The sequence below is a fragment of the Pseudomonas sp. FG98 genome (genome assembly GCF_057808595.1).
Genome location: NZ_JBMDIJ010000009.1, coordinates 30,806 through 48,377 on the forward strand (window position 1 = coordinate 30,806; position 17,572 = coordinate 48,377).

19 protein-coding genes are annotated in these 17,572 nt (G+C 64.0%); 6 read left to right on the forward strand and 13 right to left on the reverse strand.

From position 1 onward, the window contains the following. Nucleotides 1–13 precede the first annotated feature (13 nt). Nucleotides 14–985: a magnesium and cobalt transport protein CorA gene (locus ACODSK_RS09005; RefSeq protein WP_489015453.1), complete on the forward strand. Its 972-nt coding sequence runs from the start codon at nt 14–16 to the stop codon at nt 983–985. Here the strand turns inward: ACODSK_RS09005 and ACODSK_RS09010 are convergent. Further along, on the reverse strand, nt 963–1,691 hold the full coding sequence (locus ACODSK_RS09010; protein ID WP_489015454.1) for an amidotransferase: 729 nt from the start codon (nt 1,689–1,691) through the stop codon (nt 963–965). The two genes, ACODSK_RS09005 and ACODSK_RS09010, sit on opposite strands and share 23 nt — an antisense overlap. A gap of 520 nt (nt 1,692–2,211) precedes the next feature. Here ACODSK_RS09010 and ACODSK_RS09015 point away from each other — a divergent pair. Continuing rightward, nucleotides 2,212–3,006 carry a c-type cytochrome gene (locus ACODSK_RS09015; RefSeq protein WP_489015456.1) on the forward strand — a complete coding sequence of 265 codons (795 nt, stop codon included), beginning with the start codon at nt 2,212–2,214 and terminating at the stop codon, nt 3,004–3,006. Nucleotides 3,007–3,009: 3 nt separating this feature from the next. Here the strand turns inward: ACODSK_RS09015 and ACODSK_RS09020 are convergent, their stop codons facing one another. The 7 genes from ACODSK_RS09020 to ACODSK_RS09050 form a co-directional block, all read right to left on the reverse strand. Then, complete coding sequence (locus ACODSK_RS09020; protein WP_489015458.1) at nt 3,010–3,801, reverse strand: transglutaminase family protein; 792 nt, start codon at nt 3,799–3,801, stop codon at nt 3,010–3,012. Then, nucleotides 3,798–4,748 carry an alpha-E domain-containing protein gene (locus tag ACODSK_RS09025; protein ID WP_489015459.1) on the reverse strand — a complete coding sequence of 317 codons (951 nt, stop codon included), beginning with the start codon at nt 4,746–4,748 and terminating at the stop codon, nt 3,798–3,800. Before ACODSK_RS09025 ends, ACODSK_RS09020 begins: the two co-directional genes overlap by 4 nt. A 3-nt stretch (nt 4,749–4,751) precedes the next feature. Continuing rightward, a complete protein-coding gene (locus ACODSK_RS09030; protein ID WP_489015461.1) occupies nt 4,752–6,161 on the reverse strand; it encodes a circularly permuted type 2 ATP-grasp protein in 1,410 nt (469 codons plus the stop codon). A 204-nt stretch (nt 6,162–6,365) separates the two neighbouring features. Next, nucleotides 6,366–6,695 (reverse strand): ribonuclease E inhibitor RraB, encoded by a 330-nt coding sequence (locus ACODSK_RS09035; protein ID WP_489015462.1) that lies wholly within the window; start codon nt 6,693–6,695, stop codon nt 6,366–6,368. A 177-nt stretch (nt 6,696–6,872) separates the two neighbouring features. Beyond that, complete coding sequence (locus tag ACODSK_RS09040; RefSeq protein WP_489015463.1) at nt 6,873–7,109, reverse strand: hypothetical protein; 237 nt, start codon at nt 7,107–7,109, stop codon at nt 6,873–6,875. Between the two features lie 149 nt (nt 7,110–7,258). Further along, nucleotides 7,259–9,319: an LTA synthase family protein gene (locus ACODSK_RS09045; protein WP_489015465.1), complete on the reverse strand. Its 2,061-nt coding sequence runs from the start codon at nt 9,317–9,319 to the stop codon at nt 7,259–7,261. Nucleotides 9,320–9,543: 224 nt separating this feature from the next. Continuing rightward, a complete protein-coding gene (locus tag ACODSK_RS09050; RefSeq protein ID WP_009394166.1) occupies nt 9,544–9,735 on the reverse strand; it encodes a PLDc N-terminal domain-containing protein in 192 nt (63 codons plus the stop codon). 127 nt (nt 9,736–9,862) lie between these two features. Between ACODSK_RS09050 and ACODSK_RS09055 the strand changes: the two genes are divergently transcribed. Continuing rightward, nucleotides 9,863–10,804, forward strand: coding sequence for a ZIP family metal transporter (locus ACODSK_RS09055; protein WP_489015467.1), 942 nt, complete (start codon nt 9,863–9,865; stop codon nt 10,802–10,804). On the opposite strand, the gene ACODSK_RS09060 is transcribed toward ACODSK_RS09055, so the two are convergent. Next, nucleotides 10,801–11,331, reverse strand: coding sequence for a hypothetical protein (locus ACODSK_RS09060; protein WP_489015468.1), 531 nt, complete (start codon nt 11,329–11,331; stop codon nt 10,801–10,803). The genes ACODSK_RS09055 and ACODSK_RS09060 overlap by 4 nt on opposite strands. Nucleotides 11,332–11,383: 52 nt before the next feature. Then, complete coding sequence (locus ACODSK_RS09065) at nt 11,384–11,905, reverse strand: ankyrin repeat domain-containing protein (RefSeq protein ID WP_489015469.1); 522 nt, start codon at nt 11,903–11,905, stop codon at nt 11,384–11,386. A gap of 262 nt (nt 11,906–12,167) precedes the next feature. Between ACODSK_RS09065 and ACODSK_RS09070 the strand changes: the two genes are divergently transcribed. Beyond that, complete coding sequence (locus tag ACODSK_RS09070) at nt 12,168–12,440, forward strand: DUF3509 domain-containing protein (RefSeq protein WP_484580346.1); 273 nt, start codon at nt 12,168–12,170, stop codon at nt 12,438–12,440. Between the two features lie 111 nt (nt 12,441–12,551). On the opposite strand, the gene ACODSK_RS09075 is transcribed toward ACODSK_RS09070, so the two are convergent. The 3 genes from ACODSK_RS09075 to aroC are packed head-to-tail and all read right to left on the reverse strand — an operon-like array spanning nt 12,552 to nt 15,414. Next, nucleotides 12,552–13,100 (reverse strand): acireductone dioxygenase, encoded by a 549-nt coding sequence (locus tag ACODSK_RS09075; protein WP_489015471.1) that lies wholly within the window; start codon nt 13,098–13,100, stop codon nt 12,552–12,554. A 39-nt stretch (nt 13,101–13,139) separates the two neighbouring features. Further along, complete coding sequence (locus ACODSK_RS09080; RefSeq protein WP_489015473.1) at nt 13,140–14,285, reverse strand: MFS transporter; 1,146 nt, start codon at nt 14,283–14,285, stop codon at nt 13,140–13,142. A gap of 37 nt (nt 14,286–14,322) precedes the next feature. Then, nucleotides 14,323–15,414, reverse strand: coding sequence for a chorismate synthase (aroC, locus tag ACODSK_RS09085; RefSeq protein ID WP_489015475.1), 1,092 nt, complete (start codon nt 15,412–15,414; stop codon nt 14,323–14,325). Nucleotides 15,415–15,546: 132 nt separating this feature from the next. On the opposite strand from aroC, the gene ACODSK_RS09090 reads away from it, so the two are divergent. Both ACODSK_RS09090 and ACODSK_RS09095 read left to right on the forward strand, forming a co-directional pair. Next, complete coding sequence (locus ACODSK_RS09090) at nt 15,547–16,506, forward strand: alpha/beta hydrolase (RefSeq protein WP_489015477.1); 960 nt, start codon at nt 15,547–15,549, stop codon at nt 16,504–16,506. 96 nt (nt 16,507–16,602) lie between these two features. After that, nucleotides 16,603–17,400: a hypothetical protein gene (locus ACODSK_RS09095; RefSeq protein ID WP_489015479.1), complete on the forward strand. Its 798-nt coding sequence runs from the start codon at nt 16,603–16,605 to the stop codon at nt 17,398–17,400. Nucleotides 17,401–17,572 lie beyond the last annotated feature (172 nt).

Here is a 17,572-nt window from a genome sequence, read left to right on the forward strand (position 1 = left end):
GATTCACACAAACATGGGTCGAGTCGTAGCAGCAGCGGTGTACAGCGCCGGTCGCAAGGTCACCAATATCAGCATCGATGAAGGGGCCGAATGGGCGAACAAGCCCGGACACTTCGTCTGGATCGGCCTGGAGGAACCCAACGCCCAGGAACTGGCCAACCTGCAATGCCAGTTCCACCTGCACGAACTGGCCATCGAGGATGCCCTGGAGAAGCACAGCCGGCCGAAGCTGGAAACCTTCGGCGATGCGCTGTTCATCGTCACCTATTCGCCGGTGCGCCAGGACGGCAAGCTGGAGTTCATCGAGACCCACATCTTTGCCGGCAAGGGCTACATCATCACCTGCCGCAACGGCCATTCGAAATCCTATGCCCTGGTGCGCCAACGCTGCGAAGCACGCCCGCTGCTGCTGGAGCACGGCGAGGACTTCGTGCTCTACGCCCTCCTCGATTTCGTCACCGAGAACTACCAGCCGGTCAGCGAAGCCATTCATGGCGAGATCGAAGAGCTGGAACAGAGCGTGCTGGCCGGCTCGCTGGTGGAAGAAGACATCCGCCGCATCCATAACCTGCGCCGCGACATCCTGCGTCTGCGCCGCTATGTGGCGCCGATGGTGGAAGTCAGCGAGGAGCTGCAGCGCCTGACCTTCCCCTTCATCGACAAGAACATGCGCCCGTACTTCCGCGATGTGCAGATCCACGTCACCCGGCAGATGGAAGACCTCGCGGGGATCCGCGATCTGGCCAGCCAGACCATCGAGATCGGCATGCTGCTGGAGTCATCGCGGCAAAGCATCGTGCAACGCAAGTTCGCCGCCTGGGCGGCGATCCTCGCGTTCCCCACCGCGGTGGCGGGGATCTACGGCATGAACTTCCAGAACATGCCGGAGCTGAGCTGGCACTACGGCTACTTCGCCGTATTGGGAGGGATCGCGGTGGGTTGCGCCGCGCTGTATGGCAGCTTCAAACGTTCTGGCTGGCTTTAGGCTGGGCCACGAAGCGCATCATCCACTCGGCAACCGTCTGGCCCTGGTGGTCCACGCCCAGGCTGTCGATGCCCTTGCGATAGACCTCGGCGCCCAGGCTTTCCTGGCGCAGGTCGAGCAGCGCGCGGGAATAGTCGTGGATGAACTCCGGGTGACCCTGGAAACAGAGCACCTGGTCGCCGATGTGGTACGCCGCGTACTGGCAGAAATCGCTGGAGGCAATCACCGTGGCGTTTTCCGGTAGCGCGGTGACCTGGTCCTGGTGGCTGATCAGCAGGGTCAGCTCCTCGACCTGCGGACTCATCCACGGCGCGCGGGCCGCCATCACATAACGGTGGGTGCCGACGCCCCAGCCCTGGCTGGCGCGCTCGGCCTTGCCGCCAAGCAGCAGCGCCAGCAACTGGTGGCCGAAACACACGCCCAGCAGCTTGTCGCCGCGCTGGTAGCGGTCCAGCAGGAATGCCTTGAGCTTGCCGATCCAAGGATCGTCACCGAACGAGTCGGCCTTGCTGCCTGTCACAAGATAGGCATCGAAGACTTCATCCTCCGGCGGGTAGTGGCCGTTCATCACGTTGTAGACGCTGAATTCGGCGGCGATCGGCTGGCGGGTAAACAGTTGCTCGAACATCCGTCCATAGCCCTGATACTGCTCGACCAACTCGGGTCGCAGGACGTCGGTTTCCAGGATGCAGATGCGTAACGACATAGACTTGGCCCTGAACGACAGTGGTGAAAAAACACCGGTGAAGCCTGCCGCGAATATCGGCAGCAGGCAAGCATTCCCTCGGACGAACGGTCATTTCCTTGTGATCCGCGCGTGTACCCGGCGCATGTGTCTAGTCGGGCATGTCGTACCCAGATGGCATAAAGCCTCATAAACGAATGGTCTTTCACGACCAAAGTACAGACGAAAGCGTTCTAAATCGGCGGTAACGTAGGAGCTTTCCAGGTTGTATACCCATTAACAGCAGGTCCGCAAAAGCGTCCACAAGAGACCCATCGGACCGGAAGACAAGGACGCCATCCGGCTACCAGGAATAACAACAAGAAGGCAGACAGCCATGTTCAAACAACACAAGGTACGTCAGGCGGGACTTATTCTGTTCGCCACCACACTGCTGCTGATCCTGCCCAACCTGACGCGCCTGTTCGGTTGAGCGATCGGCTTTCAGTGTCATTTCGCCTCTGGTGTATGCTGCCGACCCTCACTGGTTGGAGACTCGCCCATGCGCCGTTGCCTTGCCTTGCTGCTCGCCCTGTTGAGCCTGCCGTTGCAGGCCGCGCAATTGACCCTGGAGCTGGGCGCCAGCAGCCGGACCTGGACTAGCGAGGCGCTGCTCAAGCATCCGCAGGCCCGGGATATCCGCATCGACCAGGACGTTTCCTACAAGAAGACCATGCACTACCGTGCCGTGCCCCTGGCTGCGCTGCTGGAGGGCATCAAGCCGGACGATCATCTGCAGGCGGTGGCCCTCGATGGCTTTGCCGCGGAAATGCCGGCGGCACCCCTGCTGAAGAGCGCGCCGGCGCAAGCCTGGGTGGCCGTGGAAGACCCGGCAAAACCCTGGCCAGGGCTTGGCCAGGACAAGCCGAGCGCCGGCCCCTTCTACCTGGTCTGGACCAACCCCAAGGCCGGCAATATCAGCCCCGAGCAATGGCCCTACCAGGTCGCGACCATCCGCCGCCTCGAACCTGTCGCTGCACGCTTCCCTGCCCTGCTTCCGGCCAAGGATGCCAGCGCCACGGTGAACCACGGCTTCGCCCTGTTCCAGAAGAACTGCCTGGCCTGTCACCGCCTCAATGGCGCCGGCGATGCCCAGTTCGGCCCGGACCTGAACCGGCCGTACAACCCCACCGAATACTTCCGCCCGGAGTTCCTGCGGCGCTATATCCGCAACCCGCAGAGCCTGCGCCAGTGGCCCCAGGCGCGCATGCCCGAGTTCACCAGCGAGGTGCTGCCGGACGCCGATCTCGACGCCCTGCTCGCCTACCTTGCGCACATGGCCAAGCGCAAATCCTGACGCCTACTGCTGGTTGAACCCGGAAGTCACCAGCACGTTGGCGTGCATCTGCTCGTAGCCCCCGCCGCGGCGCATGCCGCGCACCGGGCAGGCATCCAGGTAGTCCAGGCCCACCGCCAGCTTCAGGTGCCGCTCCGGCACGGCAAGCTGGTTGGTCACGTCGAAGCTGTACCAGGCATCGTCCAGCCAGGCTTCGGCCCAGGCATGGCTGGCCATGTGCTGGTTGTCGTTGTCGAACAGATAGCCCGACACATAACGCGCCGGCACCTGCAGGCTGCGGGCGCAGGCAATGAAGGCGTGGGCGTGGTCCTGGCAGACACCGGCGGCGCCGGCGAAAGCCTGGGCGGCACTGGTTTCCACCGCAGTGGCGCCGGGGCGATAGGCCATATGGTCGTGCAAGGCGCCCATCAGGCCGATCAGCGCACCACGGTCGCGGTACTCGCCACAGTGCTGGCTGGCGAAGGCACGCAGGGCCTCGTCGGCTTCGGTCAGGCGGGTGAAGCGCAGGAATGGCAGGGGCGACTGGCTGTCCTGCTCGGCCTCCAGGTCCGGGTCGATCTCCACTTCGCCACGGGCGGCGATCAGCAGATCGGCATGGGGCTCCTCAAGGCTCAGCACATGCAGGATATTGCCGAACGGGTCGCGTCGGGCCTGCACCGGGCGCGGCAGATCCAGCTCCCATTGCAGCACCTGCTGGCGCTGGTTATCCGGCGGGGTCAGGCGCAGGTACTGGATGCTGGTACGCACCTGGTCTTCGTAGTGGTAAGCGGTTTCGTGGCTGATTGTCAGTCTCATACGACCTCCAGATAAGCGCTGTGAATGGCATTGCCCAGTTCGCGCACCAGCGGAATGTAATGGTTCAACCAGGGGTGCAGCCCTTGCGAGAGGACTTCGTCGATGCCGGTGTAGCGCAGGCGGGCATCCACTTCCGCCGCCAGGCGCTGGGCCGGACGGCCGTTGCTGCCGTGCAGGCTGGCGAGGATCTGGTCGATTTCTTCGGTACAGGCGCGCAGCGAACGGGGCACATCGGCACGCAGGAGCAGCAGTTCGGCTACATGGCGCGCCGTGGGGGCGTCGCGGTAGATCTCGGTATAGGCCTCGAACGAGGACAGGGCACGGAGCAAGGCGCTCCATTGGTAGTAACCACGGGCGGAACTGTCGCTGACCGCCTCGGCATCCTCGCCGAACATCTCGTAGCGGGCGTCGAGCAGGCGCAGGGTGTTGTCGGCGCGCTCGATGAAGGTGCCGAGGCGGATGAAGCGGAAGGCGTCGTTGCGCATGATGGTGCCGTAGGTGGCACCGCGAAACAGGTGCGAGCGCTCCTTGATCCACTCGCTGAAGCGACTCATGCCATAGCGGCCCAGGCCCTGCTCGGCGATGCCGCGGATCTCCAGCCAGGTGGCGTTGATGTTCTCCCACATGTCGGCGGTGATCTTGCCGCGCACCGCATGGGCACAGGCCCGCGCCGCGCCGAGGCAACTGTAGATGCTCGCCGGGTTTTCCGGGTCGAGGGCGAAGAAGTGCAGCAGGCGCTCGGCATGCAACTCGCCGTGGCGCTCCAGGTAATCATCGAGGGTGCCGGTGATGCGCAGGGCCAGGGTCATTTCATCGAGACCGTCGCCGCGGCCATCCTGTGGCATCAGCGACAGCGAATAGCTGACATCGAGCATGCGCGCGAGGTTTTCCGCGCGCTCAAGGTAGCGCGACATCCAGTACAGATCGGAAGCGGTTCTGCTGAGCATGGTTCAGTCCTCCACCACCCAGGTATCCTTGGTGCCGCCGCCCTGGGACGAGTTCACCACCAGCGAGCCTTCGCGCAATGCCACCCGGGTCAAGCCGCCGGGCACCACACGAGTCTCGCGCCCGGAGAGCACGAATGGCCGCAGATCGATATGCCGCGGCGCGATGCCGTTCTCGACGAAGGTCGGGCAGGTCGACAGCGACAGGGTCGGCTGGGCGATGTAGGCCGCCGGCCGGGCCTTGATGCGCTCGGCGAAGGCGGCGATCTCGGCCTTGGTCGAAGCCGGCCCGACCAGCATGCCGTAGCCGCCGGAACCCTGGGTTTCCTTGACCACCAGCTCCGGCAGATTGGCCAGCACATGGGACAGCTCGGCCGGGTTGCGGCATTGCCAGGTAGGCACGTTCTTCAGGATCGGCTCCTCGTCCAGGTAGAAACGGATCATCTCGGTGACATAGGGGTAGACCGACTTGTCGTCGGCCACGCCGGTACCGATGGCGTTGGCCAGCACCACGTTGCCGCAGCGGTAGGCCGAGAGCAGGCCGGGCACGCCGAGCATGGACTCGGGGTTGAAGGCCAGCGGGTCGAGGTAGGCGTCGTCGATGCGGCGGTAGATCACGTCCACCGGTTTCGGGCCGCCGGTGGTGCGCATGAACACCCGCTCGTCGCGGACGAACAGGTCGGCACCCTCCACCAGTTCCACCCCCATTTCCCGCGCCAGGAAGGCGTGCTCGAAGAACGCGCTGTTGAAACGCCCCGGGGTCAGCACCACGACGCTGGGGTTATCCAGCGGACTGGAGCTCTTCAGGGTTTCCAGAAGCAGATTGGGGTAATGGTCGATGGGCGCGATGCGCTGGGCGGCGAACAGCTCGGGGAACAGCCGCATCATCATCTTGCGGTCTTCGAGCATGTAGCTCACGCCGCTGGGGGTACGCAGGTTGTCTTCGAGCACGTAGTAGCTGCCATCGCCGTCGCGCACCAGGTCGACCCCGGAAACATGCGCGTAGAGATCGCGGTGCAGGCTCAGGCCCTGCATCGCCAGCTGATATTGGTCGTTGGCCAGGATCTGCTCGGCGGGGATGATCCCGGCGCGAATGATGCGCTGCTCGTGATACAGGTCGGCGAGGAACAGGTTGAGGGCCTTCACCCGCTGGATGCAGCCACGTTCCACCACGCGCCATTCGCTGGCCGGAATGGCCCGGGGAATGGTGTCGAAGGGAATCAGGCGCTCGGTGCCCTGATCGTCGCCGTACAGCGTGAAGGTAATGCCCGCGCGGTGAAACAGCAGGTCCGCCTCGCGGCGCCGTTGCGCCAGCAGTTCTGGCGGGGTTTCCCCCAGCCAGCGGGCGAACTCCCGGTAATGCGGACGGAGCTGACCGTCGGCGGCGTACATCTCATCATAGAAACTGCGAATCATGCCGAACTCCTTGTCACCCGTGCCCAGGCACCGTCGCAAAGCCCGTGCCAGCGGCAACAAGCCTTTGTAATCAAGGGGTTGGAAAGATCGGAAAATGATGCCGCACCAGAGTTGTGCAGCCATGACCATCGTCATGGGGCACGCGCTTCATTGCGAAGCGTGGGTGGGCCCGGGGTCGCGTCAGCCACGGCCCCGGGACGGGTTTCAGGTCAACACGCGCTCCTGCTTGACGCCCCAGCCCTGGGCTTCCCCGCCCAGGGGCCTGATCACTGCTTCGAAGTCATGCTCGAACTCACCGATGCCACCATGGGTGGCGTACATGATCTTCTGCAGTTCCAATTGCCAGCCTTCGTCGCTTTCGTGCACCTGGGCACATAACGACTCGCCACGAAACTTGCCTGCAGCCCTGCGCGCCCGCTCCTCGTCCGGGAATACCGCGTAAAACTCGATGGGATGGATCTGGGTGAAGTCGAAGCCGCCTTCTTTCATGCGGCGCAGCACGGTGCTGCTGATGTCTTCGTACAGGTTGCTCATTGAATCGTCCTCCTCAATCACGATGGATAGACTTTCGGCGCCTGCGCACCACCCCATGCACCCGTGTCGGGCGAGGGGTCTCGAGCGGATGTAACGACGGCAAAGGCCGTCAGGGAAAAAACGACGGCCTTGCATGCAGCGTAGCGTCAGGCTGGGCACATCGCCAGCCGTCACGCGTCAGGACTTCTCGGCGATGTCGGTGATTTCCACGCCACTCTGCTCCTTCAGCCACTTGGCGGTCGGGCAGTCGGCGCGGTCCTGGAAGTCGTTGAGGTCGAGTTCATCCATGATCGGGAAGAGGTGGCCCCTGACCCGCCGCGCCGCATCTTCGATGCTCGGGCGGTTTTCCGCAACGAACAGCAGCGAGGTGCGTTCGCCTTTCTGGTCCACGAAGGTGATTTCCCACTCTTTCATCTGGCGTTGTCCTCGAATGAGTAAGTCCAGCCTACCTTCCGTTGACCTTGGCCCGGGGGCATCGTTCCAGTCCCGTGCGCTTTGCCACGGGTAAAAAAAGACCCCGGCAAGCCGGGGTCCGAATCAGTGGCAACGTGCCGTTGTGGCAATCAGTCCGGGACGCCGTGGACAACCCCTGCGGTGTTGTCCAACAGACTCTTGGTCGCGATCTGGATGAAGGATTCGAGCTTCTTCACCATCTGCGCCTTGTCGGCATCCTCGATGCGCTCGGCAGAGAACTGACTGCCCAGCGTGTAGCGGTACATGATCGGCTCGCGCTCCTTCGACTCGATGAGGATGCGATCACCCTGGATGAGGAACACGTTCTGGTCGCTACCCGATGGTTTGACCATGCCGATGCCCTGGTCGCCTTCCGGCAGATTGAGCAGGTCGCGGCCCCAGCATTGGTGACGGGTTTCACCACCGAGGCGGCCCATGATGGTCGGCACGATGTCGATCTGGGTACCGACGATATGGCTGCGCTTGCCGAACTTCTCCTGGATGCCTGGCGCAATCATCAGCATCGGCACGTTGAAGCGTCCCAGGTCCATCTCGGTGACCTGCTGGGAGTTGCCGAAGCCATGGTCGCCGACGATGACGAACAGGGTTTCCTTGAAGTACGGCTCCTTGCGCGCCTTCTCGAAGAACTGGCCGAGGGCCCAATCGGAATAGCGCATTGCGGTCAGGTGCTCGTCGAGGCGACCGAAGCCGGTCACAGGCTCCACCGGCAGGTTTTTCGGCAGCGCGTACGGCGTGTGGTTGGACAGGGTCTGGAGCAGTGCATAGAACGGTTTCTTGCCGTAGTTATGGGCCAGCTCCTGGGCGCCGCGGTCAAACATGTCCTGGTCGGAGACACCCCAGGTCGGGTCGGAGAACACCGGATTGACGAAGTCATTACGGCCAATGAAGGTGGTCATGCCCTGGTTGCCGAAGAAACCGGACTGGTTGTCCCAGGCGAAATCACCGTTGTACACGTAGACGTCGTCGTAGTCGCGGGCGCTGAGCAAGGCCGGCAGGCCAGACAGCTTGTGGCCGCCTTCCGGGGTCTGCATCAGGTATTCGAAGCCCGGCAGGTTGGGGAAGCAGGCCATGGTGGCGAACATGCCCTGGTGGGTATGGGTGCCGTTGGAGAAGAAGCGGTCGAACAGCAGGCCTTCCTCGGCCAGCTTGTCGAAGTACGGGGTGATGTTGCCCTTGGCGCCCAACGCACCTACCGAGTGACCGGCGAAGCTCTCCATTAGGATCACCACCACGTTCTTGATCGGCAGGGTGTTTTCCACCGGCGGGGTGAAGTCACGACGGATCGCCGCCTCGTCGGCGTCGACCAGCTTGTCGTTGGCGGTCAGCAGCATGTCGCGCACGGTCTGCTGGGCGACCTGCGGATCGAGGGTGGCCTTCCAGATATTGTCGCGATCTTCGGAGAAGCGGCTCTTGGCGGCGTCGATCAGGGTCAGGGTACCGTTCAGGCCGAGCTGGTTGACGAAGTTGGAATCGGTGGTGAAGGCATCGCCCCAGCGCATCGGCGGGCCCTGGCGCAGGGTGCCGCGAGCGGCGACCACCGCCACCAGCAGGATCATGAAGAACACCACGCCACGCACGTACCACGGGGCCACGCTACGCACGCCGGCCAGGCTGCTCTGGTACTGGCCACGGGGACGGGTCAGGCGGTCGATGCCCTTGAACGCCAGGCTCATGATCACCGTGCCGGCCACCCAGGCCAGCAGGTAGCGGACCACCGGGAAGCCATACCAGATCATGCTGGAGACGGTCTTCGGGTCTTCCTTGATGTACTGGAATACCAGGCCGTTGAGGCGCTGGTGGAACTCGCGGTAGAAGTCCATCTCCACCAGGCCGAGGAACAGCGTGATGCTGCCGGCGACGGTCAGCCACAGGCGGAACAGCCCCCGCTGCGCCATGGCCCGGGCACTGAGGATGGCCAGCAGCAGCGGAATGCTCAGGTACACCACCACACGCAGGTCGAAACGCAGGCCGTTGAAGAAGCCTTCGGCAACGGTCGAATAGGGCGTATCGCCGATCATGTCGCTGTTGTAGACCAGCAGCGCGAACCGCACGGCGCTCAGCATCAGCATGATCACCAGGCCGCACAGGAGGGTGTAGAGCAGGTGTGATTTGACCGTCGGTTGCAGGCGCGAGGCGTCCGTTTTAGCCATGAAGTGGAGGGTCCCTGGAATTCTGGTTATGGAGAGCACATTGACGCGAAACGGCGCCACTCCGGGAAGTTACCCGGCTGGTGAGCCGTCAGGCGAATGGGTAAAGGCGCGCGCGATTGTCTTCAATCGATTGTGAAAATTTCGTTGATGCAGCGCGAAACGCGGATCAGGCTAGCCGGGTTGCCCAGCCAGCACAATCCGCATCCAGTAAACAGATGTTGGCGCTAGATCCGCACATCCCCGCGCGGTCCGGCGATCGCCCAGATGATCAGGCCGAGCACCGGCAGCAGGATGATCAGCAGGATCCACAGAACCTTGGCGCCGCCACCGGCGCTGCTCTTGACCACGTTGAGGATCGCCCAGATATCCAGGGCGAGAATGACCAGGCCGGCGAGGCCATTGAACGTCGAACCCATCTCGAAACTCCTAATCCAGACATTGCCCAAAGAATAGATGGCTATCGGCCTTATAGACGCACTTGCATCGATGGCGTTCCGATGGCTTGGGTAGACTTGCCTGCATTGCCTTGCCGGAGAAGCGTTCATGCCACCGTCCCACAGCCATAGCCCTGCCGCCCCCATTCCGCTCTACAGCGCCTGGCTGCAACAGGCACAAACCACGCCCTGGCTGAGCGCCGGCCTGGGCCTGAGCCTGCTGGTGGTGCTGTGGCTGATGGGCGCCAGCGCCTGGAACGCGATCCACGGCGATCACCAGGAAAACCTGCGACTGGCCATGCTCGGCGGCCTGGCCGGGTTTTCCGCCACCGCATTGGGGGCGATCCTCGCCGTAGTGCTGCGCGAGGTCAGCTCGCGGACCCAGGATGTGATGCTCGGCTTCGCCGCCGGGATGATGCTCGCCGCCAGTTCCTTCTCGCTGATCCTGCCGGGGCTGGACGCCGCCCGCGAGATCACCGGCAACGGCCCGCTGGCCGCGTTGACCGTGGTGGTCGGCATGGGCCTGGGTGTGCTGCTGATGCTCGGCCTCGACCGCTTTACCCCGCACGAACACGAAAGCACCGGTCCCTGCGGCCCGCAGGCGGAACGGATCAACCGGGTCTGGCTGTTCGTCCTGGCGATCACCCTGCACAACCTGCCGGAAGGCATGGCCATCGGCGTAAGCTTTACCAATGGCGACCTCAACGTCGGCCTGCCGCTGACCAGTGCCATCGCCATCCAGGACATTCCCGAAGGCCTGGCAGTCGCCCTGGCCCTGCGCGCCACCGGGCTGTCCAGTCTGAAAGCGGCGCTGGTGGCGATCGGCTCGGGCTTGATGGAGCCCATCGGCGCGGTGATCGGCCTGGGCATTTCCAGCGGTTTCGCCCTCGCCTACCCGATCAGCATGGGCCTGGCGGCGGGGGCGATGCTGTTCGTGGTGTCCCACGAGGTGATCCCGGAAACCCACCGCAACGGCCACCAGACCTCGGCAACCCTCGGCCTGATGGGTGGCTTTGCGGTGATGATGTTCCTCGACACCGCTCTCGGTTAAACGTGAACGGCGACCCGCAGCGCTTCCAGGGCCGGCGCTGCGGCGATGTTCAGCTCGGCGCACAGCTCCAGTACCCGTGGCAGATCATTGCCGCAGACCAGGACCATTTGCAGTTCATCGTCGAGCAACTGGCTGAGATTCATCAGCACGTAGCCACCGGCTTCCTTGTTCATGCTGCCCATCTGGATCTGGATGCGGTTGAGAGCGGTCAGCGCCTCGACCTTGGCCAGTTGCTTGGGCTTGATATTGAACGGCACGCTCTTGTCGAAGGAGGCGACGATGCTGGCGAACAGGTCTTCGTAGGTATCGGCCTGGAACAGCACGGTATCCGGCAGGCTGCCGACCACCACCCATTCGCCCAGGGGGATCGGGAAGCTGTCGTCGTAGTTGATGTCCGGGTTGGCGGCGAGGAAGGCCTCGGGATCGGCGTAGGCCTGGGCCGCCTCGTCGGCGATCCGCTCGATGTCCTGCGCGGTCATGCAGCCGGAGCTGATTTTGCCGATGAGTTCGACCAGTTGTTCTTTCATGGGGAGGCCCTGGGACGCTGGAAAAAAGGCGCCAAGGATAGCCGCCCCGGGGTCAGCCGGCCAGCGCTTGCAGGCGCGCGGTAGTCTCGCGGGCGCCCATGGTCCGGGCAGCGTCCAGGGCATCGGCGCCACGGGCGTCGCGACGGGTGGGGTCGGCGCCCTGTTCCAGCAGGTAGTCGAGGATGGCGAGGCGATTGAACATGGCCGCCATCATCAGGGCCGTGCGTCCGTCGCCAGCGGCGGCATCCGGGTCGCCGCCGTGCTCTACCAGCAGACGGACCATCTCCAGATTGCCCTTGAATGCCGCGCCGGCCACCGGCAACTGGCCGTTGTCGTTGGCGATCCGCGGATCGGCGCCATGGGCCAGCAGCACCTGCGCGGCGTCAAGATGGCCATGATAGCTGGCCAGCATCAGCAGGGTGTCGCCCTTGTGATTGCGCAGATTGGCCGGCAGGCCGGTTTGCAGAAGGCGCCGCAGCATCTCGGCGTCGCCCTGGCGGGCACGCTCGAAGACCTGCTCGGCAAAGGCTTGCTGCTCGTCGGCGCTCATGGTGGCGGGTTGCTGGTCGTGCATCGGGAACCTCCGGAACGGAACAGGGCCAAATCCCTTGTCAGGGGTTGATCCATGGTTCGCGGGAATAATTCCATCGGATACAGCGCAACCAGCCGACCTTGCAAAATGCACTGTGCAAATTGCACGACCTTGCACGATGCACGACGCACGCTTCGCCGCAACTTAATAAGTAATTGATTTACAAGGATTTTTTATTTCCTGAAAGCTGGCACGTCGACTGCACCAGTCATTCCATGTCTGCCACCCACAGCCAGGAGCTGATATGGACCTCATTCAGGAAAAATTCGCCTCGGTGTTCTCCGCTTACCAGGTCACCACTCAAGCCCGCCCTGACGGCGGCATCCTGCTGACCCTGCGCGCTGCCGACGGCAAGCAGACCCGTCGCTGCCTTTCCTACGCGCAATTGCACAACGCCGAGCAACTGTCCTGGGCGATCAGCGCGATCCGCCGCGACCTGGCCGAGCAGGCCAGCGAACTGCCAGTGATCTCGATGCTGCAAAGCCAGCAGCGTTTTGCCTTGCCGACCTACCGTTAAAGAAAAAGCAACGCGGAAACTTGTGGGAGCGGGTTCACCCGCGATTACGTCGGTGAGATCACTACCGTAATCGCGGGTGAACCCGCTCCCACAAGGCCCCTGTTAAATGATTTAGAACGTGTCATCCAGCCTTGGATACGCCCGGAAACTCTCATCTCCGGTCAACTGAGCCTTCTGATCTTCCTTGCTCAGGAACCGCACCAGCACCAGGTTCGGTTGTTCGCCAATGTCGAACCACTGGGCGACACCCGCCGGCACCTCGATCAGATCACCCCGCTCGCCAATCAGCGCGTAGACGTACTCGCCAATTCGGATATTCAGCAAGCCACGCCCGCTGACGAACAACCGCACATCCTGCCCGGAGTGCCGACGCTCATCGATCAACCCGGCGCGCAGTTCATCCTTCTGCGAATGTTCCGGATTGATGCTCAGCACCTCGACCACCGCCGCCGAAAACTCGCCACGCAAAGCCTCCACCTGACCGCCCAGGCTGGCAACCACCTCGTCTTCCGCCGTTCCCGGACGAATCCGCGCTGCCACCTCGCGCTGTTCGAAGCGCACGCCCTGCTCAGCCAGGGTCGCGGCGATATCGTCGGCGTGGGTCAGGACCTTGTTGGGGGTATCGGGGGTGGATTGGTGATAAACGCTGAGGATGCTCAAGGGGCAACTCCTGATAGATCGAAAACCTCGGAAAGAGCGCTACTGCGCGTCCTCTTTCAACCGGGTCGCAATGATAACGGCTGCGGCCAGCGCCGCGACGCTGGCAATACTAAAGGTGAGGGTCGGCCCCAAGGTCTTCCAGCTATAGCCCGCATACAGCGCACCCAGGGCGCCACCGGTGCCGGACAGGGTCGCATAGAAGGCCTGGCCCTGGCCTTGCTGGCGGGCGCCGAAACTGCGCTGGACAAAGGCGATGCATGAGGCATGGAAGGCGCCGAAGGTCGCCGCGTGCATCAGTTGAGCCAGCAACAGCACCATCAGGTGTTCGGCCAAGGCGCCCAGCAACAACCAGCGCAACGCCGCCAGCAGGAAGCTCGCCAGCAGCACCCGGCGCAGGGAAAAGCGCGCAAGAATCCGGCTCATCACCACGAACAGCAGCACCTCCGCCAACACGCCAAGGGCCCAGAGCATGCCGATGATGCCGCGGCTGTAACCGAGGCTTTCCAGGTGCAGGGTCAGGAAGGTGTAGTACGGGCCGTGGCTCAGTTGCATCAGCGCCACGCACAGATAGAACGCCAGCACACCGGGCCGGGTCAGTTGCTTGAGAAAACCGCCGCTGGCCGCTCGCTCGGATTGCTCCGCCGGCTGGGCATTGGGCACCCACAGGCTGGCACAGACGATACCGGCCATGATGCACACCAGCGCCACGGGATAGACATCCAGGCTCAGCCATTCGAACAGCCGCCCCAGGCCGACCACGGTGAGGATGAAACCGATCGAACCCCACAGGCGGATCTGGCTGTAGCGTCCGGTCTGCTCTTGCAGGTGGGCCAGGGTGATCACTTCGAACTGCGGCAGCACGGCGTGCCAGAAGAAGGCATGCAAGGCCATTACCAAGGCCAGCCAGGCATAGCTTTTGTCGACGAAGATCAGGGCGAAACTGGCCAGCGTGCATAACGCCCCCAGGCGCACGATCAGCAGGCGCTGGCCCGTGCGATCGCCGAGCCAGCCCCACAGGTTGGGGGCGACACAGCGCATCAGCATGGGAATCGCCACCAGTTCGCCGATCCGCGCGCTGGAAAAACCGAGGTGGTCGAAATACAGGGCCAGGAACGGCGCAGTGGCCCCCAGCAGGGCGAAGTAGAACAGGTAGAAACTGGACAGGCGCCAGTAAGGAAGCGCCACGGCTAGCAGGCCGTGGCGCGAGGGGTGGTGCGGGGCATCAGAGTTGGCCCAGTACCGGAGTGCTCACCCGTACATCGGCGTTCTGCCCGCGATGGCGCAGCAGGTGGTCCATCAGCACGATGGCCATCATGGCCTCGGCGATCGGCGTGGCGCGGATGCCAACGCAAGGGTCGTGACGGCCCTTGGTGATGACGTCCACCGGGTTGCCGTCCTTGTCGATGGAGCGACCCGGCGTGGTGATGCTGGAGGTCGGTTTCAGCGCCAGGTGAGCGACGATCGGCTGGCCGGACGAGATACCACCGAGGATGCCGCCGGCATTGTTGCTGAGGAAACCTTGCGGGGTCAGCTCGTCGCGGTGCTCGGTGCCGCGCTGGGCAACGCAGGCGAAACCGGCGCCGATTTCCACGCCCTTGACCGCGTTGATACTCATCAGCGCATGGGCCAGCTCGGCGTCGAGGCGATCGAAGATCGGCTCGCCCAGGCCTGGCATCACGCCTTCGGCGACCACGGTGATCTTGGCGCCGACCGAGTCCTGGTCACGGCGCAGCTGGTCCATGTACGCCTCCAGTTCCGGGACCTTGTCCGGGTCGGGGCTGAAGAAGGCGTTCTGCTCTACCGAGTCCCAGGTCTTGAACGGGATTTCGATCGGGCCGAGCTGGCTCATGTAGCCGCGAATGACGATGCCCTGGCTGGCCAGGTACTTCTTGGCGATGGCACCGGCAGCCACGCGCATGGCGGTTTCCCGCGCCGAGCTGCGGCCACCGCCGCGGTAGTCGCGCTCACCGTACTTGTGGTGGTAGGTGTAGTCGGCGTGGGCCGGGCGGAACAGGTCCTTGATCGCCGAGTAGTCCTTGGACTTCTGGTCGGTGTTGCGGATCAGCAGGCCGATGGCGCAACCGGTGGTGCGGCCTTCGAACACGCCGGAGAGGATCTCGACCTCGTCGGCCTCCTGGCGCTGGGTGGTGTGGCGGCTGGTACCGGGCTTGCGCCGGTCCAGGTCGCGCTGCAGGTCCTCGAGGGAAATCTCCAGGCCCGGCGGGCAGCCATCGACAATGGCGACCAACGCCGGACCATGGCTTTCGCCAGCGGTGGTGACAGTGAACAGCTTGCCGTAGGTATTGCCGGACATGCAGACGCTCCGCGAAATCAGCCTGATTTGAACAAGGCCGCCAGTATACGCAGGCTAACCAATCAGTTCATCCCTGATGGAGAACCTTCCTGCCGCGCCCGGGTCATAACGGCATCCCTCCATGTGTGTTCGATGATGCCGCGTCTTGCCGCCCTGCTCCTGCTGTTCGTCTCCTGCTTCGCCCAGGCCGCACCCGTGGTGTTCCAGCGTCCGCTCAGCCTCGACACCGGCCAGGGTGTCCTGCATGGCAGCCTGCTGCTGCCGCGCACCGAAAGCCCGCCGCCGGTGGTGCTGATCATCGCCGGCTCCGGGCCCACTGACCGTGATGGCAATAACCCGGCAGTGGGCCGAATCGATATCCTCCGGCAACTGGCCCTGCAGCTGTCGCGCAACGGCATCGCCAGCGTGCGCTACGACAAGCGCGGCGTCGCCGAAAGCCTGGCGGCGACCCCGGACGAGCGCAATCTCAGCGTCGAACGCTATGTCGCCGATGCCGTGGCCTGGAGCCACAGGATCAAGGCCGATCCACGCTTCGGCCCGCTGATCCTGCTGGGCCATAGTGAAGGCGCGCTGATCGCCAGCCTGGCCGCCGAAGCCGCAGGTGCCGATGGCGTGATCGCCCTGGCCGGCAGCGGTCGCCCGCTGGACCAGGTGCTGCGCGAACAGCTCGCCGAACGCCTGCCGCCGGCACAACTCCCTGCCAGCTTCGCCCTGATCGATCAACTCAAGGCCGGCCGCCAAAGCGCGCGGATTCCCGCCCCGCTGCAGGACAGCTTCCGCCCGAGCGTACAACCCTACCTGATCTCGCTGTTTCGCCAGGATCCGGCTGCGGCCTTCGGCGCGCTGAAGATACCGGCGCTGATCATCCAGGGGCGTAACGATATCCAGGTCGGCCCCGCCGATGCCCGCGCCCTGCAGGCGGCCAAACCCGACGCGCAACTGGCACTGATCGACGGCATGAACCATATGCTGCGCATCAGCCCGCCGGGCATCGCCGAGCAACGCGACGCCTACACTAATCCGCAATTGCCATTGGCCAGTGCCCTGGGCGAGCGGATCGTCGCTTTTGTGCGCCAGTTGACACCCGGTTGAGCAAATAGCCCTCCAGTCCTCGCCGCCATGGCCGATACATCCTTGGCAGGCAACGCCATTGCAGGCTGCCTGGCGCGCACAATGAGGACACCCGTGATGACTGATGCACCCACCCAGAACGCTGCCGAAGCGACCGAAGAACCGGCTGCGCCGGAGGCCGCCCCGCTGCCCTGGGCGGACCTGGCTGCCGAGCATTTCCAGTTGCTGCGCCTGGCGCCGCTGCCCACCGACCGCAACAGCGGCCCGCGTCCGCTGCGTTTCGTCCAGTACGGCTACGCCGAGCGGCACAGCAAGGAACACAGCCTGCTGCGCATGGAGATCCGCCTGCCCGGGCAGAAGACGCGCAAGGAACAGAACGTCCTCGACATCCGCGTCGACCACCAGCAGCGCCAGGTGACCATCGGCCCCGAAAGCGGCTTGCAGATCGAGCCGCTGAACCGCGGTATCGGCCGCTTCCTGCTGGCCCAGGGCGTGGCCTGGGCGCAACGGCGCTGGTCGGGCTATCGCCTCGAAGGCGGGCTGCTGGCGAACAAGGATGCGCTCAACGAGGACACTCGTCTGCGCCGCGACCATGTGCTGCGCAGCACCGGGGTGGAGGTGGAATACGCCGATGCCCAGCACCTGAAGGGACGTTACGTGGAAACCCAGGTGGGCCAGCTCAAGGGTGGCTGGAACACCGACAAGCTGCAGCGGGTGGAGATCATCGATGCCGCCAACATGCTTCAGGCGGCCGAGCAGAAGCTGCACGAGAAGGAAGCGCAACTGCGCGAGCGGGATGAGCGGGTCGCCAAGTTCAAGCGCGAGGACAGCGGCCTGCGTTTCACCATCACCTGCCTGGTGGCGTTTGCCGTGTTCCAGGCGGGGTTGCTGATCTGGATCGCTACGCACCGCTGAAAATAAGACGCGGACCCTGTGGGAGCGGGTTTACCGGGACGCCGGACCGCCGCGATGGCGTCGGTGATGCCACCATCGTAATCGCGGGTAAACCCGCTCCCACAGGGTCCGCGCCGCCCTTAGACCTGTTCTCTGCGCAACAGAGCAGCCTGAAAGGCTGGGCGGACTCCCA